Here is a 21,968-nt window from a genome sequence, read left to right on the forward strand (position 1 = left end):
ACAAATTGCAACATGAAAGCACACACTACAAAAATCATCGGAGAAGGACTTACTTATGACGATGTACTTTTAGTTCCAAATTACTCTCAAATTCTACCAAGAGAAGTAAGCATCAAATCAAAATTTTCAAAAAACATTACATTAAATGTTCCTATTATTTCGGCTGCTATGGATACAGTTACCGAAAGTGATATGGCTATTGCTATGGCACAAGAAGGAGGAATTGGTGTTTTGCATAAAAATATGTCTATTGAACGCCAAGCGGCTGAAGTTCGTAAAGTTAAACGTGCAGAATCGGGAATGATTATCGACCCTGTAACACTAACATTAAACGCAACAGTTGGAGATGCTAAAAGAGCGATGAAAGAGCATGGTATTGGTGGAATTCCTGTTGTAGATGATACTATGACGCTAAAAGGAATTGTTACCAATAGAGATTTGCGTTTTGAAAAAAACAGCAATCGTTCTATTGTTGAGGTTATGACTTCTGAGAATTTGGTTACTGCACAAGTAGGTACAACTTTAGAACAAGCAGAAGAAATTTTGCAAGATCATAAAATTGAAAAATTATTAGTAATTTCTGAAGGTTATAAACTTGCCGGACTAATTACTTTTAGAGATATAACTAAATTGACTCAAAAGCCAAACGCAAATAAGGATCAATTTGGACGCTTACGTGTTGCTGCTGCTCTAGGAGTTACTGCGGATGCTGTTGAAAGAGCTACTGCATTAGTGAATGCTGGAGTTGATGCTGTTATAATTGATACAGCTCATGGACATACAAAAGGAGTAGTTGATGTTTTAAAAGCAGTCAAAAGTACATTTCCAAATTTAGATGTTGTAGTAGGAAATATAGCGACACCAGAAGCGGCTAAATATTTAGTTGAGAATGGTGCTGATGGTGTGAAAGTTGGAATTGGTCCGGGTTCAATTTGTACAACACGTGTTGTTGCTGGAGTTGGTTTTCCACAATTTTCAGCTGTTTTAGAGGTTGCTGCTGCAATAAAAGGCAGTGGAGTTCCGGTTATTGCAGATGGAGGAATTCGTTATACAGGTGATATTCCTAAAGCTGTTGCTGCAGGTGCTGATTGTGTAATGCTTGGTTCTCTATTAGCAGGAACGAAAGAATCTCCTGGAGAAACTATAATTTTCGAAGGAAGAAAGTTCAAATCATATAGAGGTATGGGATCTGTAGAAGCTATGAAAGAAGGCTCTAAAGACCGTTATTTTCAAGATGTGGAAGACGACGTTAAAAAATTAGTTCCAGAAGGAATTGTAGGTCGTGTTCCTTACAAAGGAGAGTTGAACGAGAGTATGCTACAATTCGTTGGAGGTTTACGTGCAGGAATGGGATATTGTGGTTCAAAAGATATTGAAACCCTTCAAGATACAGGAAGATTTGTGAGAATTACAGCAAGTGGAATAGGGGAAAGCCATCCACATAATGTTACGATTACTAAAGAAGCTCCTAATTATTCAAGATAATTATATACTATTTAAATTAAAAAAGCCTCGTTTTTAAAAACGAGGCTTTTTTAATTATTTTATATATAGTGAGTATATACGTCTTTTAATAAACCAATCAGAAAAAAAATACAGTTCCAAGTCGTTGATAAACTCTTTGTTAGTAGGGGCTATTTTTGTTTATCCCAAACTTCAAGCATTTCTTTTAAGTCACTATATTCTTCAGAAAAAGCTCCATCAAGTTCATACTTCATTTCAAATTCATAAAAGTACTTACGTGCTTTTTTATCGTTTGAAATTGTAGCGATGAAAAGTCTATTTACTAATTGCATCTTTTCATCATTAATTTTTTCATCTGCGTTTTCATATTCTTTTAATGTTGCTGAAATTTCTTCGTTATTGTATTTTCTGATTTTTTGGTTAAGAATTTTATTTCTTTTTAATTTTTCGTTATTAAAGTAAATTTTTTCAATACTCCAAATAGTAGGTTTATAAATTCTGTTCTTTTCAGTTGGTAAGTTTATTAATTCTTCAATAATTAAAGTATCTTTTGTTGTTCTTAAATTACAAGTTTCTGTTGCGCCCCAAAAATCAATTATTTTTTTTTCATTACAAACAGAAAGCACAAATTCTGAAAAATTTATGGGTTTATTTTCAATATTTCGATAACCACATAAAGCAATTTTTTTTCCGTTTGATAATTTATAAATGGTATCCGTTTTTGTACCAGCAAAATCATTTTCTGCACAATTACAATTTTCATTTGTTATGTCAGAAACGGTAAAATTATTTTTTTGTAATTCTTCTAAATTTTGAACTGATATACTATTTTGATTATATTCTGTTTTATCTTTATTCAATTGTTTACAAGAAACAAATAGTATTAAGCTATTGAATATTAATACTTTAAGTTTGTTTATCATAAAATTATAGGTTATACGTGAGGACAATTAAGATGAATGCAATATTGTTTGTTTTTTTGTATTAGGTATTTTGTGGTTTTACAGTTAATTCTTAGAAATGGTTATTGTAACCCTTTTTTACTTTTTTATTCTTTCCCCAAGCAATAACTTTTACACCTTTTGAGTATTGAACTAGGTTAGGTTTGTCTTTTATTAGTTTGTAAAATCTTGGGTAATTATATTCTAATTTTTTTAGTTCAAGTCTATTAATGGGCCATTCCAAATGATGAATTTCAAATTCATTTATTGATGTTTTGGTATCTTGAAAAAGAGCATATCTTTCAGTTAACCATTTTTCCAATTCTGTTTTTTCTACCATATTATTTCCAATTGTAAACTCAATGTTTAAGTTGTCCTTAAATTCAAAATTATTGGATTTATATTGGTTTTCCCTTCTTTTAATTTCTGAAAATCTATATGGAAGTTCAGATATTCTTTTTGCAATTTTGCATGACAATTTTTTTCCGCCTTCAATACTCAAAAAATAAACACCAGTTTTATTTTTTGACTTTACATAAGTTCGGATATTAATTTCATCAAAATTTGAAATTGGAGGGAAATAGGGTAGCTTTCTCGGTCTTATTTTTTCCATTGTAAACGCAACAATAGAAACCCAAGGATTACCTTCGTACAAGTCTATTTCTAGTTCTTTCGGCACAAATTTCTCCAATTCGGTTAATTCAACTTGCCAATGAAGAAAAATAGCATTATTCCATTCTTGATAAAATTTCCAATTTTCGGTTGGCATTTTCCAAGGTCTGTGACTAGTAGTTTTTAATATTTCTTGGATTGTTATTTCTTTAGGCATATCATTTCTCATAAATTCATCTTTTGAACATAAGTAGTATTGACTATGAGAAGTTGCAAGGTTGAGTACTCATCAAACTGAAAATCTCAGAAGATTTTGAGTAGTATTCGATAAAAAAGTAATTAATTATCACCATAGTTGGCAATAGTATGTTAAATTTATTGTCTATCAATGTCAATGTCACCACTAATTGTATGTGATATATTGCTATTATCAAAATAAGTTCCTGCAAATGTTATTTTAATATCATCGCCTACATTATTACCCAAAAGTTGATAATTAAATACAATTGAATTTCCACTATTAGAATAATCAATATCAATTCCTTGTATATTTAAAACGCTTATTTCAGATCCTGTTAGTGTAATGTTAGTAGGAGTAGTCATAGTAAATGGGCAAACATCTACAGTTTGACCAACAATTAATTCAAAAGTATCAGTATTAGAATTGTTTGAGTTTATTTTGAACAAACAATTAAAGCCTGAGGTTGGTGCTAATTGATAATCTTTAGCTGTAATATTTGTAGAATAACTTATAGGCGTCCCATTATCTATTGTTATTTCAATTTCATTTGTACTTCTTGAAACTGAATTATCATTATTGTCACAAGAAAAGAATAATGAAAAAAGGGTAATAAATAAAAGTGATTTTTTTAATGTATTCATAGCTTTTTTTATTTATAGTTAATATTATTTTTTAATGTTTTACCGATAATTTATTTGAGACGAGATAATACAAAGTTAAGCCAAATATAAAACAAACTTTTGAATTTTCGAAAACTCGAGCACTTTGTACGAACTGGTGAAGCAAAATTCGGAAGTATGCCCTTGCCTAAACTATTACTTTTAACTGCTGTTAGCAGTAGGCTTTTATTTTTCTTCTAATAACTCTAAAGAGTCAAAACCAATATAGCTTTTATATACACAAACTTTTGCTAATTGTCCAACCGAAATATTTTCCCAATATTTTCTTTCAGAAATAATTTTCTGATTTTCTCCATTAATATTTACAATTAAAATATTCTTTTCTGGTCTTCTAAATCCACCTTTATGAAATATTTTTTGCAAAACAATTGTGCTTTCACATTTTTCTAAAACAGATAGTTTGGAGTTTAATTTTTGCGCTATAAGTAAAGTAAATCCAATAAAACCAATTATGAATAATATTTTTAGATTATCATAACTATCAATCATTTTATTATTTAAAACAATATATGGTTTAATTTTTCTTGAAATAAATAATGCTATAATAAGTCCTATAATTCCAAAGATAAAAGTAAACCAATAAGGACTATTATAGTTTTTAAAATTATCAACACTTACAATTGCACAAAATATTCCAACAAATGGAAGAAAAAATAATAGTAGAGCAACTAAAATATGTTTAGTTGATGAAGCATTGTCAGAATTTAGTTTTATTTGTTTTTTCAAGTTCATTTTTTATTCTCCCGCTTCGTTTTAGCTTACTGCTAACGTGTTGCCGCTTGTGGCAGTTGCGTAAATTTATAACAAAAGATTACAAGTACAAAACTCCTCGTGGAATTTTCGGAGAAAATTCCGAACACAAGCCAAGCCTAGCAATTGCTACAAACGGCTGTTAACTGCTGGTTTTTACATATTTCCCATTCTGAATTCTAAAACTATAATAAAATGCATTTAAAACTCCGATTATTATAAAATTCATTAAATAGTAAAAATAGTTGATTAATATTCTATTTGTTGTTTTCCATAGAAACCATGTTTTATCATCAAATATAAAATCTATGATTGCTGGGAAAACGATTAAAGAAGTAACTGATGCTACAAAACAGCCAATTATTAATGAAATAAATATTTTCTCAACATAGAAAAGTTTTTTCATTTCATATGATAGAGTTAAAGAAATAAGTATTGAGTTAATAAAAGTTAAAATATAAATACAATCATTTACTCCTCCTTTTTGGAAGATAGATGGGCAAAAACTGCTAAATATAAATAAGTAAAGTATTAATATTGTTAGTTTTTTTTTCATTTAATTTCTGTTTTTCTTCAATATTATTAAACTAATATGGAATATTGTAAATAGTCCAATCTGAAGGCCAAAAATTATCAATAATCTATTCGGGTATTTAAATATATTTTCACCAAAAAAAGCGTTTACAATTAGAAAAAAAGCGGAAATCACAATTGATAAAATTATAACTTTTTTGAGAAACATTATTGTCTTAATCATATCGTTTTTTAAACTTGCAGTTAACGTTTGACGGCTTGTGGTAGTTGCGTAAATTTAGCACTTAATTTCACAATTACAAAACTACTTTAGAATTTTCGGAGAAAATTCAAACAAAGACCAAGCCGAGCAATTGCTACAAACCGTTGTTAGCAAACGTATTTATTGTTTAACATAGACTTCACCATTACTAAAACCATTTTTTTTGATGAATTCTTTAAATTGTTTTTTAGTTGGTTTAATAGTAAATGGTTTGACAGTATCTTTTTTTGATTCCGTAATATTTTCTAATAAACTTATTTCGTTTTCAGTTTCAATTCCATTTATATTCAAAATTCCTTTAGTTAGGTTTAGTTTTTCAACTTCCCAAAATCCAGTATTTTCAATTAATTTATTTAGAAAATAGTAACCTTTAAATTTTTTTAAAGCGTCTGATTTTTTAAGATTAAAAATTGTGTCAGAATAGACATAATTTGAAAACAAACTGTCATTTATTTTAATAATCTTATATTTTTCATTTGAATTAAGTTTGTATAAAGTGTCATTTTTAATTATTTCATTTTTGTTTAATTCTGAAATTCTCAAAGTATCTTTTATAAGCATTTTTTTAAAGATGAAATATTTTCTAATTATTAATTCACTATCATTTTCTGAATTGTAATAAGTTCCAATAAGTTTTTTAGGAAACTCTTTCTGTTCTTTTACGTTTTCTGGTTGAGCAACTTCGAAAGTTACGATTGGTTCTTTACACGAAATATAAAACAAGCAAAAAATTAAGTTTAAAAAAAATATTTTTGATTTCATATTTCTGATTTTCAGTTTTTGGCAATATGTTTGCTAACGTTTGGCTGCTTTACATCAGTGGCTTGTGATTCAAGACTGACCAAAACAAATATAGACAAAATTACGATTCATAGAGGTTTTTCCGAAGGAAAAACCAAGCCCAAGCCATTGTGCAAAACAGCTGTTGGCAATAGTTATTTATACTCATTATAGTATTTTACTATTAGATAAATATTGTCGATTTTATATTCTTCATTCAATATTTTAGAAACTAATTTCTGATTATCAGAAAATATTTCAGCTAATTTTTTTTTGTATAATAAGTTATTAATTAATATTAGTTCATTATCGATTTCTATGTAAAAATAGTTTTTATATTCATTTAAAAATAATCCAGAATTTAAATCATTTTGGTTGTAGTTATATTCATATTCGTAAAGTTTAACTTTACCATCTACTAATAATTTTAGATAAGCATCTTTATCATCAAAAAGTGTAGCTCTTCTTTTTTCTTTATGTTCAAAAATTTCATTGTTAAATCTAAATCTTTTGATGTTTTCTTTTTCTATTTTAATCATATCATTTGATGAATCAAAAAGACGTAGTTTTCCAAATATTGGTTCTTCGATTTTTCCGTAAATAGTATCATTAGTTTTTGTTATAACAAAATCAGTTAATCTTTTTTGGACATTTATGAAATCATCAATTTTTTTTACGATTGTATCTTTTGAAGTATTAGATTCTTTTGAAGCATAAATTCCGTCTTCAAATTTTGGTTTTTGATAAATATAAACTTCATCATTAATTCTAAACTTTCTGTATCTTTTTAATTTATGACTACGAAACTTTATTTTATCTCTTTCACTATTTGAGTTTTTCTCATAAAGAACTTTTCTATTTCTGATAGTTCCATAAATAGTATCATTATTTTGGTCAACAACAAAATCCAAAAACTGATTCTGTGAAAAACCAAAAATTGGAATAATAAAAAGTAATAAGAATATTTTTCTGCGATATTTTTTCATAATTATTGCCAACGTTTTGCGGCTAGCGAAAGTGGTTTGAATTAATCACTGACCAAAGCAAATATAAAATAAAATCACGAATCATAAAGGTTTTTCCGAAGGAAAAACCAAGCCAAAACCATTTTTGCTAACCGTTGTTGTGCACAGTATTTTAATATAATATTCTTCTTGTTGTATTATTACTATCGTCAAAAGTATAAATACCATTATTTTTTAGTTCTCTTTTAAATGCATTCCAGTTTCCTTCTAATAAATTATCTGAAACAAATCTTCTGTTTTCAAATTTCTTTGTTTTTACAACAACAGTTTTTCCTAATTGTTTATAGTGATAATGAATATTAATTGATTCAATTTCATTAAATTCAAAACATTCTTTTTTCCAAAAAAATATTGAGTTTTTTATTATTAGATGTTTTTCAGTAATTATGAAATAATTAGTATTTAAAGAATATAAAAAAAGAAAAAAGAATATTATTAAAACCGCCAATAATATATCATTAATCTCTTTTGTTTTTCCTGAAATAATGTTAAAAAAAATTATAATAAAGAAGCTGTAAAATAATAAACCTGAAAATGATAAAATACTTGAGAAATTGTATGTTTTACTTACTCTAGTTATATTTACTTTTGATTTTTTATTTGAAGTTAAAACGGTTTTCAAATTTATTTTCTTGATCTTTATATTTTCATTTTTTAAAATTTCATTTATGTAGTTTAACAAATTTTTTAATTTGTAAAAATCTTTATATTTAAATGCATAAAAATTTATTTGTTCATTGTTTAGTAATTGAATTTGAGTTCTTTCTGCAAGAAATTCATATAATTCAATTATTTCTGACACAACTATTTCTTTAATATCCTCAATATGAATAATTTTTTTAGAAAACATTTTCTTTACAATAATTTCTTTTTCGTTTACTTCAATGTTTGAAAAAAAATTTAATGAAAAAAATGAAGTAATTATTAATAGAATTAAAAATACGCAAAGAATTAAAAATATGATTAAATTAAATTCAGTATTTAATTCTTCAATAAATCTTTTAGAAAAATGAAATGTTAACATTCCAAAAAGAAACACACTAAAAAAACTAAAAATGAATATTAATTTTAAGTTAGGTCTTATTTTTATAGATTCGTTCATTTATACGTTTTTTCAATAGTATTGTGCACAACGTTTTGCAGCTAAAAGAAGTGGCGACGAGCCAAGACCAAGCCAAAACAAATATAACGCAAACTTTTGAATTTTCGAAGAAAATTCGGAAGTATGCCCTTGCCTAAGCCATTACTTTTAACTGCTGTTATGCGTTCGCTTTTAATTTTAATTCGTTTTCTATTTTTTTAATCAATTTATACCCAATATAATTTTTAAGTTTGTAATCTCTCTTATAATATTCGCCCCAGTAACTTACAATTCTACTTTTTGTTAAATTCCAATATTTTGGATTTCCACGAATAAACTTTAAATAATTTCCGATTGATTTCTCGGTTATATGCTTTTCTAAATCAGCTATAATTTCAATCACATATTCACCTAAAATTTTCATTTTATAAGGAATTACAAAGTCTTCAAAATTATCTTTTAATAATTCTAATTTCTGTTGTCTTAAATATCCATCGTTATGAGTTAAATACAAACAATTTAAAATCGTTTTTTGCTTTTCGGATAGAGTTATTTCGTTTACTTTTAAATTTTCGTCGGTATATATTCTTCCTGGAATATAGATTGATTCGTTATTTATGAAAATTTCTTTTTCAAAATAAGGATGAACGGTTAATTTTTTTGTGTTCAAAAAATTAACAACAATTTCAACGTCTTCTTTTAATTCAATCGGAAACGATTTAATTAAAACTTCTAAATTATTTTCCGTTAAATTTTTTAAAATTCTCATCTTTTTCGTTCCGTTTTTTCAAAGTGACGCATAACGTTCTGCGGCTTGCTCTCAGTGGCGTTGCACCAACACCAAGCCATTACAAATATAACAAAACATTCCATTCAGCAGCGGATTTTCCGTAGGAAAATCCGGAAGTAGCCATTGAAGCAAACCGCTGTTATCTCTATAATATTTCTGAAAGTACCCTTTTGCACTTAAAGTACTGTATTTATTGACTTTAAAAAAAATACTAAAGCAAATATAAGCATAAAAAAGCATCAAAATACTTGATTTGTTGTACCAATTGTTGTACCTTAGTACTCCGTTGCACTAGAATGAAACACTAGTAAAATCAATACTTTCACTCGTTTGCATCGCTTTACAAATATAGTACAACATTTCTAATATTCTATTTTTATGGCATCTATTAAATTAATACTACGCACCAATCAGAAAGATCAAACAGGTAAAAGCCCTTTGTACATTAGAATTATAAAAGATAGAAAAACGAAATTTATCACTGCCGGACTCAAGCTTAAAGAAAGTGATTGGGATGAAGCAAAGCAGAGAGTAAAGAAAAGCTATCCTAATAGCGCGCGAATGAATGCAGCACTTGCTCAAAAAATTGCTGATGCTGAAGGACAAGTTGCCGATATGGAACGTAAAGTAAAAACCGTTTCCATTAAAAAACTAAAAGAAGCCATAAAAGGTAAAGAAGTACCAAATTTCTTCGAGTATTCCAGAAAACATTGTGAACGAATCAGAAACAACGTATCTATTTCAACCTATAAAAATTACCATGCTTATTTAGATAAGTTTGAAAAATGGGTAGGGACTAAGGAAGTTTATTTTGATGACATTACAGTTTCATTATTGATGGATTACATGAGTTATCTAAGCAACGAACTAAAAAACGGAAATACAACACAACGTTATTCGATTATGATTTTGGCAATTATGTTTAAAGAAGCCATTAAAGAAGATTTAATTCCGGAATACATGTATCCGTTTAGTAAGTTGAAATTAAAGAAAGACCCAAGCAGAAGACAGTTTTTAAAGAAAGAGCAATTCGAGGCGATTATCAATTATAAAATAGATGAAAAATCAAAAGCGAGTGTATATCGCGATATGTTTATCTTTTCAATTTTCGCAGGAGGATTACGATTCAGTGATGTATTAGAATTTCAAGTAAAACACTTCAATGAAGAAGAAAGAAGAATACAAAAAGTAATTCGCAAAACAGGAAGAATGCATCAGTTTAAAATAGGTCAGTTAGCATTGGATATCATCAATAAATACAAAAAGGAAAATGCAGAACAAGACGACTTTATATTCCCTGTAATCACAAATAAAGAACTGTATTTAAAGAATGATGAATACCGTTATACTTTTATAGAAAGTGCCAATAAAGCAGCTAATTTTCAATTACAACGCATAGCAAAGAAATTAGAAATTCCAGTAAAAGTAACATTTCACATAAGCCGCCACACCTTTGCAACCAATGCTTTAAACAACGGAATGAGAATTGAGCACGTTTCAAAACTAATGGACCACCGAGATATCAGCACAACCCAGGTATATGCTAAAATCATTTCGGAAGAATTAGACAAAGCGGTTGACAACTACATCTACTAAAACAGAACGAGAGTAATTTTTTCAAAAAACTACTCTCGTTTTCTTTTTCGAAGGTAAATTTTATGCTTTTTTACTCCTGAATTTCAAAACCCTAGCAAATACAAGCCTTCGCAAAATTGTTGAAAACTTGTACGAAAAACAACGCAAAACGGTACTGAATTTGTTCTAATTTTAGGCATCCAAAAAAATCTTATTTACACAAAATCAAGCCTTAATTTACTTGAAGTTTACTCGAACTTTGAGCTAAAAGCTGATGTGAGTAAACTGGTTTTTACATGGACTAACCAAATAATTACGAATGAACAAATTTAACACCGGCAAAAAACGTGAACTTGAAAGGGCAAAACATCAAAAAATCATTGTTCTCAGAATGGAGAACCATCGACACAGCACAAAGTGCAGCTTCTATTTTTGACATTACGCACGACCAGGAACCCACACTGGAAAACTATTGTATTGCTTTACTCGAAAAAGTATTTACAATCCCACAATCCCAACTACCCGAATTCATAAACTACCAACTCCAACTTGCCCAAGACGGAAACACTTGGTTAAACAAATTCGAAAAATTATTAGCCAACAATGAAGAACTATTCTTTAGCCAAAAGGCATTGAGTAGATTCAATAAATTGTACAACATCATTGAGAAAAAACGAACGGAGCTGCAATCTTCGAGCGTAAAAGAAACCAAACAAGTAACTCCAAAAAGGTTAATCAATGCAGAATCGGAAGATCGTTATTTTTCGTTTTTTGAAATCAAACATCAGGTCGAAAAAATGGAATCGTTCAATGATCAAATCTTGTTTTTAAACGAAGAAATTTTCGAATACCGACAAGCCGACATCATTTCAATCAACAACAAGCTGCAGGCTTATGACCAGCAATGTGTTCAATTCATCGAAAAATTACAAACGCTTCGTAAAATGCGTTCTGAAATTGAGAAGGAAAAAGAACTAGAACTGGAGAAAAAACTAATCACTAAAAAACTGAAATTCAACGGAAATCTAAACCAATTAGTTGATATTTTCTACCAACTAAGTCGCGAATTATTTGTAGAAGGAAAATCTTTTATTGATGCTTCTAATGGCGACATAGTAAATATGATCGTCAATAACTTCATCGATAAAGACAACAACGAAATAAGTCCCCAAACAGTCGAAACCATCCTGAAACCATCACGAGGCGATAAACGACCAAAGACCCACAAACGAATAGACCTCGACAATTTCCTCTAATAAATAATAGTCCCTTGGGACCCGATTGGGACTAAGGGACTTTTTTTTACTTCACAATTTTGCTCCATAATCTTTTAAAAACTACGAAAATGGAAGCAATTATTTTAACAAAAGACCAGTACAATGACTTAATGGCAAAATTAGATGCAATTCAAAGCCAACTAAACACCAAGCCAGACCCAAAGAAAGAAACCTTCTTAGACAATCAAGAGTTCATTATGCTGATGAAAATCTCCAAACGCACAGCACAAACCTGGAGAGATGAAGGCAAAATTTCATTCAGTCAAGTAGGAAGCAAAATCTACTACAAACTTTCTGATGTTGAAAAACTACTACAAGAACACTACAACAAATCATTCAAAGGAAAATAGTATGAAACAGTGCAACGGAACATGTGAGGTTTGTGACTGTAAAACAGGAACAACCATTAAGACTTTTCACTAATCACTAATCACTTTTCACTTGAACATGATAACAATCTTCAAAAACTTCAACGAAGTAATAGAACACAAAACAATTCCCGAAATCCTGCACGAAATCAAAACAGGAAAGTACAGACCAGGGATAACCTATTTGCGTAAATCATTAGCCGAAAACAAACTAGAAGCCTATGAAAAAGCCAAAAAATCATTACCTGCATTCACACCTTCAGGAAAATTTGTAGGTGGAAGAAAAATGGAATTTCTGGAAGCATACTCCAATTTCATTATCCTAGACATCGATAAATTAAGTCAAACCGATTTACAAAACGCAAAACACAAAGCCAACCAATCCGAATACACCTATGCAAGTTTCATAAGTCCATCAGGCAATGGATTAAAGATTTTAGTAAAAGTAAACACCGCAAAAGAAGATCACAAGGAAACCTTTTTGGCCATCCAAAAACACTATGAAACCCTATTAAACCATGAAATAGACAAATCCGGAAAAGACATAACCCGACTATGTTTCTACTCATTCGATGATAACCTCTATCATAACGAAGCTGCCATTGTCTTTGCGAGTGAAACGAAGCAATCTAGTCAAACTGAGCTTGTCGAAGTGGCTCAACTACCAACTGAGACTGCGACTGCGACTAACAGTGAAGCTGTGTATAATCACTGCATCCGATTCACCGAAAAAAAAGTGCAATACGCGACAGGTAGCCGAAACGTATTCGTACACCAACTTGCGTGTAACCTAAACCGAAAAGGCATTTCATTAAACGAAGCACTAAGCTTTATATTAACAGACTTTGGCTATGATGAAAAAGAAGTAACACAAACCGTTCACAGCGCCTACGGTAACATTCACGAATTTGGTAAAGATGAAAACTTTGAAAAGAACAGAAACACTAAAAACAACACAAAAAAATCAGACAATCAAAACCTGTCACCTCGAGCGGAGTCGAGAGGCGACTTCTACGAGGACGAAGAAGAAGAAAAAACAAGAATAACACCAATCGACAAACTAGAAAATTTTCTAACATCTCGATACAATTTCCGTCACAACATAGTATCAGGTAAACTAGAATATCAACAGCTTTCAAGCTCCTCCCTTTCGGGGAGGTCGGGTGGGGCCAAAAAGAAATGGCATGTAATGAATGACTTTATAGAAAACTCAATGCTTCGTGAATGTTTAAAAGGAAGAATCAAAACAAACCTTTCTTCGTTGCGAAACCTATTGTATTCCGATTTCTGTGAATTATACAATCCGTTCGAAGATTACTTTTTCAATCTACCAGGGTATAATGAAAAAACAGACTATATTTTAGAATTGGCAAACACCATAACCACTACAAAACAAGAACTTTGGCAAGAGTGTTTTAAAAAATGGATGGTAGCAATGGTCGGTTGTGTTTTAGATGACAAAGTAATCAATCACACCGTAATTGTATTCAGTGGAAAACAAGGATTAGGAAAAACCACTTGGGTAGAAAAACTAGTACCTAGAAAATTAAAAGAGTATTTGTTCTCTGGAACCATAAACCCGAACAACAAAGACACTTTAGTGCAGCTTTCAGAATGTATGTTAATCAACCTGGACGAATTAGAAAATCTAAACCGTTCTGAAATTGGAAGCTTAAAAGAAATCATTACAAAAACACAAATTAGAATGAGAAAAGCCTACGGACACAACAACGAAACCATGCCAAGACGCGCATCATTTGCCGGAAGTGTCAACACAGCGCAATTCTTAAACGACAGTACAGGAAGCAGACGATTCCTTTGTTTTGAAGTGGAAAACATCCAATACCAACACGAAATCAACATTGACAATGTATTATCACAAGCCTTGTATTTATTTAAAACAGGATTCAGACATTGGTTCGACCAAGAAGAAATCAAAAAAATCACAGAAAACAACGAACAATACCAACTAAGAAGCCCAGAAGAAGAATTGCTTTTAACATGGTTTGAACCTTGCGATAGAGAAAATGCCACCCATTATTTAAACGCCTCACAAATAGCAGCCAAACTAGCTGAAAGAGCAAAAATAACCATCACCGATGGAACAATAAACAAAATTGGAAAAGCATTAAAAAAACACAATTTCACAAGACTAATGCGAAAAGGAAGTCCAGTCTACGCAGTAAAAGAATTTACCTACGAAGAAGTAGATCAAACCAACCGACAATCCGAAATATAAACCCAAATATTTCAAAAGTGGATGTCCTAAAATAAGATTACTTGTCAAACTGAACTTGTTTCAGTTTCTCCAAAAAAATTAAAGATGAATTTGGAAAGACAATGAGATTCTAGTTAGGATATCCACTTTTCTTTCTGCAAACTGAACACCGAAAACTGAATACTAAAAAGAGGGTGTAAGGGGTGTAACCAAATTTTCACACAAACATTTTTTGTTTTTTTACTTTTCAAATTTTCTAGCAACATCAGCACAATTAAAAGCAAATCAATAAAGGACTAAGTTTAGTTTGCACCCAATTCCTCAAATAAATCCGTTTTTTTTATTTCTAAAAAAATAAAAATCTTTTACACGTTTTTTCCCTACACCCTACACCCTGCATAATTTTGCACTATTTTTCTTCTTTTTTAACGTAAATACGGATTCCCTCATTTTTCTTTATGTAGGTTTTTTATATATTTACAGTCAATACTAATACTATCCGAAATTATAAACTCTCGGTAAGAATTAAATCATTAAAACAATATTTTAAATAATAGAAAGGCACTAATGTTTTTTAGTGATTTTAGTTGTTTTTTTAAAGTTTTGTTTCAAAAATATGATGGGATAAATAATAAAATGAGAAAGTTAAAATTTATAGATTTATTTGCTGGACTTGGTGGATTCCATTTAGCTCTCCAATCTTTAGGACATGATTGTGTTTTTGCAAGTGAGCTAAATAGTGAACTTAGAGATTTATATGAGAAAAATCATAACACTAAAATCGAAGGTGATATTAATTTAGTTGATGTAAATAAAATTCCAAGCCATGATATTCTTTGCGCAGGTTTTCCATGCCAACCTTTTTCAAAAGCAGGTGCACGATTAGGTTTAGAAGATCCAAGAAATGGGAATTTATTTTATAAAATAGTAGAAATATTAAATCGTCATAAACCTGAATTTGTTTTTTTAGAAAATGTTGCAAATTTAAAAGGACATGATGAAGGTAATACTTGGAAGGTAATTCATGATGAATTGTCAAAATTATATGATGTAAAGGAGGAAATTTTATCTCCTCATCATTTTGGAATTGCACAACATCGCTCAAGATTCTATATTGTTGGAAGGTTAAAAGAGAAAGGTGGATTATGTGATTTTAAATTCCCAGAAAAAGAAGAAAAAGACGATATAAGTATTCATGACATTATCATTCCAGATGATGATGATTTCATGACATTTAAGGAAACAACGAAAAATCATTTAATGATTTGGCAAGAGTTTTTGGATAATTTAAAACCAGAAGAAGTTCCTAGATTTCCGATTTGGGCAATGGAATTTGGTGCCGATTATCCTTTTGAAGGTAAAGCTCCAATAAAGTTAAACTCTAGAGATTTAAAAAATAAAAAGGGAGCATTCGGAACTTTAATTCAAGGCAACTCCTTTGATGACATGCTAAAATGTTTACCAACTTATGCTCAAGATGGTTTAAAATCAAGTCAAACTGAATTTCCTGTTTGGAAAAAGTACTATATCCGTGCCAATAGAGAATTTTATGCTAAACACAAAGAATGGTTGGATAATTGGATTCCAAAGATTAAAGAATTTGAAAATAGTCATCAAAAATTCGAATGGAATTGTGGAGATAAAGGACCACTTACAATAAATGATAAAATAGTACAATTCCGACCATCAGGAATAAGAGTTAAGCAACCTACATATTCACCAGCTTTAGTTCTTACAACTACTCAAATTCCAATTTTCCCTTGGCTTGGTAGATACATGACTAGAAAAGAAGCAGCTAAGTTGCAATGTATGGAAGACTTAAAAGAATTGCCACCTACAGTTGCTAAGGCATTTAGAGCTTTAGGTAATGCTGTTAATGTTGGTGTTGTAAAAAGAATTGCATTTAATCTGATAAGGGATTATGAGTAAAATAGAAAATGTTTCAATAAAAATTCAAACTGGAGTCTACGGTCAATTTAGAAACTTAAAAATACTGTTTGGTATGCTTTAGGTGAATATGTTGATAATGCGGTTCAAAGTTTTGAAAGTAATAGAAAAAGATTACTTGAAAATAATAATAATGATTATCAATTTGAGGTTAGAATTGATATAGACAATGAAAATAACTTCATCAGAATATTTGACAATGCAGCAGGTATAGATTCTGTTAACTTTCAAAGAGCATTCGAACCAGCGCATATTCCTATAGATAATACCGGATTGCATGAGTTTGGAATGGGAATGAAAACTGCCTCTATATGGCTTGCTAACTTATGGACAGTTGAAACAGCAGCTCTAGGTGAAGATGAACTTAGATTTGTAGAATTTGATTTAGATAAAGTTCTAAAAGAGGAGCAAGAATTGTTAAGTGTAAAAAATATTGATAAAAGTCCAAACGTACATTACACTGAAATTGTCTTACATGACCTTTCAATGAATGCCCCTTCTAATCATCAAATAGATAAAATTAAAAGGCATTTATTAAGTATTTATAGAAAATTCATTCGCAAAGGCGATATGAAACTTTTTATAAATGATGAAGAATTGATTTATGAGGAACCTGAAATTTTAAAAGCACCATATTATAACAATCCTCAAGGAGAAGCAATTGAATGGAAAAAAGAAATAAATTTTTCAACAGGCAAATATAAAGTTAGTGGATTCATTGCAATACTGAATACCATGAGTACAAGTACGCTAAATGGTCTTTCTCTTTTTAGACGTGGTAGAGTTATTGAAGGTAGCCATGATGAAAAATATAGACCTAAAGTTTTGTGTGGTCAAGTGGGTTCTCCAAGATATAAAAGAATTTTTGGTGAATTAGAACTAGAAGGGTTTGCTGTAAGTTTTAATAAAGGTAGTTTTCAGGAGCAAGAGGATTTAGAAGCTCTAATGGAAGCTATTCAAACTGAAATATCAAATAAAGATTTTGATTTATATACTCAGGCAGAAAAATATATCAAACCTAAAACAATAGAAGACAATAAGGTTGTTGGTAAAAATATCGTTAGTGCTTTAAAGAAAGTATCCGACAAAGAAAATCTTAAAACAAAACTTGAAAATTCAATCAAAGAGATTGAAAATGAAACTTTAGTAGCTAATAATATTGAATTTTCAAAAAAAGCAGAAACTATAGATTCTCATGAAGAAATTATAGAGTTAAAGGGTGATAAATATAAATTACGTCTTGAATTAATTACAGAACATGCTGTATCTGATTTATATTCAATGGTAATAATTGACGATGAACTTTTTTCAAAAAAAGTAATCTACAAAATAAATTTAGCACATCCTTTCTTTGCACGTTTTGAGAAATTGAAAAAAGAAGAAGATTATCAGCCAATTTTATTAATTATAAGATCACTTGTATTGGCAGAAATCATTGCACCTTCACAAGGCACAAAAGGGGCAGGTAACGTCAGGTTGAATTTTAATTCATTTATAAAAAATCTATAAACTATGGCTGAAACCATTAAAATTATTAATCAAGCTAATTCTGAATTAAATATAATTCAAGGTTCAAGAACATTGGATTTAATTAATCGGTTAACAAAATTAGATGCTGAAGAGAAAGAAACTTTATTGTATGAATCCGAAAGTATTTTAAAAAATTGTGTAAATCCTATTGAGACAATTGGTAGTACTACTGGAATTGCGATTGGTTATGTTCAAAGTGGTAAAACAATGTCATTTACTACATTAACAGCATTAGCTATAGATAATCGTTTTCGTATTATAATTTATTTTGCTGGAATAAAAGTAAACTTACTTGAACAAACAACTAATCGTCTAAAAAAAGACTTATTAACCGACTCTGACAATAGTAGGTTTTTTAAAGTATATCAAAGCCCTACAATAACAGATAATGTTCATCTTAAAATAAAAGGAGCGTTATTATTAAACCATAAACCAGCAATTCTAATTACAGTTTTAAAACATCACAAACATATTTCAGAGTTAACAAAGATTTTTGATACATATGAAGTAAAAGAAGCACTAGGAAATAATGGCGTTTTAATAATAGATGATGAAGCTGACCAAGCTAGTTTGAATACTTATGGGAGAAAAAATAGTAAAAGTGAAGATTGGGAAGAAGACGAATTTAGCTCTACCTATTCAAGTATTTTAAATTTAAGAGCTGCTCTCCCAAATCATTCATATATTCAATATACAGCTACACCTCAAGGTCCTTTGTTAATTAACATAATGGATTTGCTTTCGCCTAAATTTCATAAAGTATTAACTCCTGGTAAATCTTATACAGGTGGTAAAACTTTTTTTGAAGAAAATACAGATTTGATAATTTCTATTCCCGAAGGTGAAGTATATCATCATAAAAAAAATCAATTATCAGAATGTCCTCAAAGTCTGATTAATGCTTTACAAATTTTCATTTGTGGAGTTGCTATAACGGTAAATATTCAAGATAAAGAGAATTTCCTTTCCATGTTAATTCATGCAGATAGCTTGAAAGATGTAAGTCGTCAATTTTATGATTGGGTAAAAATGATGAAAGATAGTTGGGAAGATAGATTGAAACTACCTGATGGTGACCCAAGTAAAACTGAACTTATTGAACAATTCAAAGAGAATTATAATGAAGCTGTAAGAAGAATTCAAAATCCTCCTGAATTTGAGGCCGTAATGGTTGAAGTATTACAAGTTATTCTTGATACAAATATTGAATTAGTAATAGCTGGTTCTAAAGAGATTGATTGGAGTAATGCAACGGCTCATATCTTAGTTGGTGCTGATATGCTTAATCGTGGTTACACTGTAGAAGGATTAATGGTTTCTTATATGCCAAGATATAGCATTGGTAAGTCTAATGCTGATACAATCCAACAACGATGTCGTTTTTTTGGTTATAAAAGAAATTTTCTGGATAGTTGTAGAGTATTTCTTCCTAACGAATCAATAATGGAATACCGAGAATATGTTGAACATGAAGAAATTTTCAGAACAAACTTAAAAGAACATTCATTAGAAGAATATGAACAACTTTTAATACTGAGTGGTAATGTAAATCCAACAAGAAATAACATTTTATCAGTTGACTTAATAAAACATAAACTTAGTGGTTGGAGACAACTTAATGCTTTACAACACATTGATGAAAATAATATTTTTGTTGAAAATTTTATTTCCAACATTAATTTTAAAAACTATGAGGATTTTGGTACTCCAGATAGACGACATAGATATGTAAAACTAGAAATTAATGTTGCGATAGAGTTTTTAAAGAATTTCAAAATTGCTAATATGCCAGATGCATTGAGAAAATCCTCAACAATTCAGTATTTAAGATTTTTAGCAGACAAAAAGGAAGTAAATCACGTTTATATTTTCCAAATGGCATATTCAGTTGAAGAAGGAAGAAGAAGAAGTTTGGATACTGAGGATGGAAAATTGAAAATTAATAATATTTTTTCAGGTCGTGCATTATCAGGAACTGACAAATATCCAGGAGATAAAGGCATATGCTTTGAAGATTCAATTTGTATACAGATACATAGAATTAGACTAAAACATTATTCAATGCAATGGGATAATAAATTAATTCACACTCTTGGTATATATTATCCTGAGGATTTTGCTCATTCATTTGTTGGAATTAATAAATAAACCAATGCAATCTATTTTTAAAATATTTCAAAATTTAAAAAATGAAACTCCTAGTAAAACAGATGGTTTCATTATTGCTAATTTACCAAAAATAAAAAACCATAAAATTGGATTGTCTAATGATGGATTGCCTTTATTTTTTATTAAATGCGAAAATGAAACTAATGAAAAAGCATTGGATTATAATTTAGAATCTATATCTATTCAATTTAATCAAAAATGTCAATTACTATCAAATGATAAAAAAGTTGCAGATGGCATTTATACAATAATTGCACTGAAAACAGATTCGATAGATTTACAAGAATATTTTTTAAATATTTTGTACTTTGTTTTATTAAAACTACCTGCAATAGCAAATTTAAAAGAACTTAAAATAGAGGTTGAAAAATTAATAAGTTTATTCAATAAATTCTCAAGGTTACCAACAAAAACAATCCAAGGACTTTGGGCAGAACTCTTAGTTATTGAACAGTCGAGTAATCCAGAATACTTGATTAAAGCATGGCATTTTTCATCAACTGATAAATTTGATTTCAATGATGGCATTGATAAAATAGAGGTTAAAAGCACAGCAAAAAGCAGAAGAATTCATAGTTTTTCTATGGAACAATTAAATCCTAATAAAAATTCAAAACTCATTATAGCTTCTATATTCGCAGTTGAAACAGGAAAGGGGAAAACTATTCTTAATCTTGTAAAATTAATTGACGAAAAAGTAAAAAACAAAGAAGTCATGTTTAGGATTAACGAAGTACTTTTAGATACGTTGGGTAGAGATTTTGAAAAAACATTTGAACACTATTTTGATTATCAACTTGCTATAGATTCTCTAGCGTTTTTTGATAGTGAGATTGTTCCAAAAATAGATGCCTCATCAATTAAACAAGAAATCTCTAATATTCATTTTGATTGTGACTTATCAAAAATACAGGAAACAAAAAAGATAAAAACAAATTCTTTTTTGCATAAAGCTTTATTTAAATCTTAAAATTGGTTATTAAACAGAATGAGAAATATATTAGCAAAAGAACTAAAAATAAAATTCGTTGAAACACTTAGCAATGTTGATGGATTTAGTTATGAAGATGGAAATCCATTTCTCATAAAAATATATGATAATCCGTTTTTTATTTTTCTCAAAAATTTATCTCCGGCATATTTTAAAAATTCTCCTGATGTAACTCGTGTTCAGTTGCCATTTAGTGACCATTTTGATAAAATATTTAAAGATAATATTCCTTTTATTATTCTTGGTTATGATGTTGATAATGATACGATGGTGTGTTGGAATCCATTAAAAATTAAGGAAAGATTAAATGCAAAAAGTAATGTTTCACTATATTCAAGAAACTCTCTTCAATCTGATATAAAAAATGATGAGTTTAGAACAGGAGTTCTTTCAAACGGGGAAAAAATAATACTTTTCAATAGAGAAAACTTGGAATTGTTTTTTACAAAACTACCTACTTTATTTAACTTCAATCAAACAGTTAATAAAGACAATATTGATAACGTTTCCGAACCAATAGAAATTTATTTTCCAGAAAAAATTAATCAAATTACAGATATTGAATTACTAAATTTGATAAAACCTGTATTAGAAAAAAACAGAGTTCTTGAAGCTGTAGAAATTTGCATGAAGTATTATGAAAACAAATTCAAAGAAATGACTTTCAAAGACTGGTTTAAATTAATTAACGATTTGTATAAAAAAATGAATTAAATAATACAAATTCATACAT

At 29.3% G+C, this 21,968-nt stretch carries 18 protein-coding genes and 1 pseudogene; 10 read left to right on the forward strand and 9 right to left on the reverse strand.

What is annotated here, in order from left to right:
- The first annotated feature begins 12 nt into the window (after positions 1-12).
- The gene (gene guaB, locus OLM55_RS08285; protein WP_264558438.1) at positions 13-1,485 is read left to right on the forward strand and encodes an IMP dehydrogenase; all 1,473 of its coding nucleotides are present in this window, start codon (positions 13-15) and stop codon (positions 1,483-1,485) included.
- A gap of 149 nt (positions 1,486-1,634) precedes the next feature.
- Here guaB and OLM55_RS08290 read toward each other — a convergent pair whose 3' ends face one another.
- The 9 genes from OLM55_RS08290 to OLM55_RS08330 form a co-directional block, all read right to left on the reverse strand.
- Positions 1,635-2,387 (reverse strand): hypothetical protein, encoded by a 753-nt coding sequence (locus OLM55_RS08290; protein WP_264558439.1) that lies wholly within the window; start codon positions 2,385-2,387, stop codon positions 1,635-1,637.
- 91 nt (positions 2,388-2,478) lie between these two features.
- Positions 2,479-3,246: a YqjF family protein gene (locus tag OLM55_RS08295; RefSeq protein WP_264558440.1), complete on the reverse strand. Its 768-nt coding sequence runs from the start codon at positions 3,244-3,246 to the stop codon at positions 2,479-2,481.
- Positions 3,247-3,392: 146 nt separating this feature from the next.
- Positions 3,393-3,899, reverse strand: coding sequence for a hypothetical protein (locus OLM55_RS08300; RefSeq protein ID WP_264558441.1), 507 nt, complete (start codon positions 3,897-3,899; stop codon positions 3,393-3,395).
- A 204-nt stretch (positions 3,900-4,103) separates the two neighbouring features.
- Complete coding sequence (locus OLM55_RS08305; RefSeq protein WP_264558442.1) at positions 4,104-4,670, reverse strand: hypothetical protein; 567 nt, start codon at positions 4,668-4,670, stop codon at positions 4,104-4,106.
- A 160-nt stretch (positions 4,671-4,830) separates the two neighbouring features.
- Entirely contained in the window at positions 4,831-5,244 is a 414-nt protein-coding gene (locus tag OLM55_RS08310) for a hypothetical protein (RefSeq protein ID WP_264558443.1), read from the reverse strand.
- 360 nt (positions 5,245-5,604) lie between these two features.
- Positions 5,605-6,246, reverse strand: a complete 642-nt coding sequence (locus OLM55_RS08315; protein WP_264558444.1) for a hypothetical protein — start codon at positions 6,244-6,246, stop codon at positions 5,605-5,607.
- 173 nt (positions 6,247-6,419) lie between these two features.
- The gene (locus OLM55_RS08320; RefSeq protein WP_264558445.1) at positions 6,420-7,250 is read right to left on the reverse strand and encodes a hypothetical protein; all 831 of its coding nucleotides are present in this window, start codon (positions 7,248-7,250) and stop codon (positions 6,420-6,422) included.
- Positions 7,251-7,401: 151 nt separating this feature from the next.
- The gene (locus OLM55_RS08325; protein ID WP_264558446.1) at positions 7,402-8,391 is read right to left on the reverse strand and encodes an EbsA family protein; all 990 of its coding nucleotides are present in this window, start codon (positions 8,389-8,391) and stop codon (positions 7,402-7,404) included.
- Between the two features lie 157 nt (positions 8,392-8,548).
- On the reverse strand, positions 8,549-9,139 hold the full coding sequence (locus OLM55_RS08330; protein ID WP_264558447.1) for a hypothetical protein: 591 nt from the start codon (positions 9,137-9,139) through the stop codon (positions 8,549-8,551).
- Between the two features lie 399 nt (positions 9,140-9,538).
- Here OLM55_RS08330 and OLM55_RS08335 point away from each other — a divergent pair, with 399 nt between their 5' ends.
- The 9 genes and pseudogenes from OLM55_RS08335 to OLM55_RS08375 all read left to right on the forward strand — a co-directional run bounded on the left by OLM55_RS08335 (position 9,539) and on the right by OLM55_RS08375 (position 21,949).
- A complete protein-coding gene (locus tag OLM55_RS08335) occupies positions 9,539-10,756 on the forward strand; it encodes a site-specific integrase (RefSeq protein WP_264558448.1) in 1,218 nt (405 codons plus the stop codon).
- A gap of 326 nt (positions 10,757-11,082) precedes the next feature.
- Entirely contained in the window at positions 11,083-11,991 is a 909-nt protein-coding gene (locus tag OLM55_RS08340) for a hypothetical protein (RefSeq protein ID WP_264558449.1), read from the forward strand.
- A gap of 89 nt (positions 11,992-12,080) precedes the next feature.
- Complete coding sequence (locus tag OLM55_RS08345; protein WP_153200096.1) at positions 12,081-12,362, forward strand: helix-turn-helix domain-containing protein; 282 nt, start codon at positions 12,081-12,083, stop codon at positions 12,360-12,362.
- A gap of 97 nt (positions 12,363-12,459) precedes the next feature.
- Positions 12,460-14,619 (forward strand): VapE domain-containing protein, encoded by a 2,160-nt coding sequence (locus OLM55_RS08350; protein WP_264558450.1) that lies wholly within the window; start codon positions 12,460-12,462, stop codon positions 14,617-14,619.
- Between the two features lie 615 nt (positions 14,620-15,234).
- A complete protein-coding gene (locus OLM55_RS08355) occupies positions 15,235-16,527 on the forward strand; it encodes a DNA cytosine methyltransferase (protein ID WP_264558451.1) in 1,293 nt (430 codons plus the stop codon).
- Positions 16,528-16,650: 123 nt separating this feature from the next.
- A pseudogene (locus tag OLM55_RS08360) lies at positions 16,651-18,054 on the forward strand (ATP-binding protein); the annotation flags it as partial.
- A gap of 3 nt (positions 18,055-18,057) precedes the next feature.
- Complete coding sequence (locus OLM55_RS08365) at positions 18,058-20,223, forward strand: Z1 domain-containing protein (protein ID WP_264558452.1); 2,166 nt, start codon at positions 18,058-18,060, stop codon at positions 20,221-20,223.
- A gap of 4 nt (positions 20,224-20,227) precedes the next feature.
- Complete coding sequence (locus tag OLM55_RS08370; RefSeq protein ID WP_264558453.1) at positions 20,228-21,214, forward strand: PD-(D/E)XK motif protein; 987 nt, start codon at positions 20,228-20,230, stop codon at positions 21,212-21,214.
- A gap of 18 nt (positions 21,215-21,232) precedes the next feature.
- Positions 21,233-21,949: a hypothetical protein gene (locus tag OLM55_RS08375; RefSeq protein WP_264558454.1), complete on the forward strand. Its 717-nt coding sequence runs from the start codon at positions 21,233-21,235 to the stop codon at positions 21,947-21,949.
- Positions 21,950-21,968 lie beyond the last annotated feature (19 nt).

The organism is Flavobacterium sp. N2270 (genome assembly GCF_025947225.1).
Taxonomy (GTDB): domain Bacteria; phylum Bacteroidota; class Bacteroidia; order Flavobacteriales; family Flavobacteriaceae; genus Flavobacterium.

What these genes read in the sequence shown, in the direction of transcription:
- guaB (WP_264558438.1), top strand. Translation starts at nt 13, where the DNA reads ATGAAAGCACACACTACAAAAATCATCGGAGAAGGACTTACTTATGAC.
- OLM55_RS08290 (WP_264558439.1), bottom strand. Translation starts at nt 2,387, where the DNA reads ATGATAAACAAACTTAAAGTATTAATATTCAATAGCTTAATACTATTT.
- OLM55_RS08295 (WP_264558440.1), bottom strand. Translation starts at nt 3,246, where the DNA reads ATGAGAAATGATATGCCTAAAGAAATAACAATCCAAGAAATATTAAAA.
- OLM55_RS08300 (WP_264558441.1), bottom strand. Translation starts at nt 3,899, where the DNA reads ATGAATACATTAAAAAAATCACTTTTATTTATTACCCTTTTTTCATTA.
- OLM55_RS08305 (WP_264558442.1), bottom strand. Translation starts at nt 4,670, where the DNA reads ATGAACTTGAAAAAACAAATAAAACTAAATTCTGACAATGCTTCATCA.
- OLM55_RS08310 (WP_264558443.1), bottom strand. Translation starts at nt 5,244, where the DNA reads ATGAAAAAAAAACTAACAATATTAATACTTTACTTATTTATATTTAGC.
- OLM55_RS08315 (WP_264558444.1), bottom strand. Translation starts at nt 6,246, where the DNA reads ATGAAATCAAAAATATTTTTTTTAAACTTAATTTTTTGCTTGTTTTAT.
- OLM55_RS08320 (WP_264558445.1), bottom strand. Translation starts at nt 7,250, where the DNA reads ATGAAAAAATATCGCAGAAAAATATTCTTATTACTTTTTATTATTCCA.
- OLM55_RS08325 (WP_264558446.1), bottom strand. Translation starts at nt 8,391, where the DNA reads ATGAACGAATCTATAAAAATAAGACCTAACTTAAAATTAATATTCATT.
- OLM55_RS08330 (WP_264558447.1), bottom strand. Translation starts at nt 9,139, where the DNA reads ATGAGAATTTTAAAAAATTTAACGGAAAATAATTTAGAAGTTTTAATT.
- OLM55_RS08335 (WP_264558448.1), top strand. Translation starts at nt 9,539, where the DNA reads ATGGCATCTATTAAATTAATACTACGCACCAATCAGAAAGATCAAACA.
- OLM55_RS08345 (WP_153200096.1), top strand. Translation starts at nt 12,081, where the DNA reads ATGGAAGCAATTATTTTAACAAAAGACCAGTACAATGACTTAATGGCA.
- OLM55_RS08350 (WP_264558450.1), top strand. Translation starts at nt 12,460, where the DNA reads ATGATAACAATCTTCAAAAACTTCAACGAAGTAATAGAACACAAAACA.
- OLM55_RS08355 (WP_264558451.1), top strand. Translation starts at nt 15,235, where the DNA reads ATGAGAAAGTTAAAATTTATAGATTTATTTGCTGGACTTGGTGGATTC.
- OLM55_RS08365 (WP_264558452.1), top strand. Translation starts at nt 18,058, where the DNA reads ATGGCTGAAACCATTAAAATTATTAATCAAGCTAATTCTGAATTAAAT.
- OLM55_RS08370 (WP_264558453.1), top strand. Translation starts at nt 20,228, where the DNA reads ATGCAATCTATTTTTAAAATATTTCAAAATTTAAAAAATGAAACTCCT.
- OLM55_RS08375 (WP_264558454.1), top strand. Translation starts at nt 21,233, where the DNA reads ATGAGAAATATATTAGCAAAAGAACTAAAAATAAAATTCGTTGAAACA.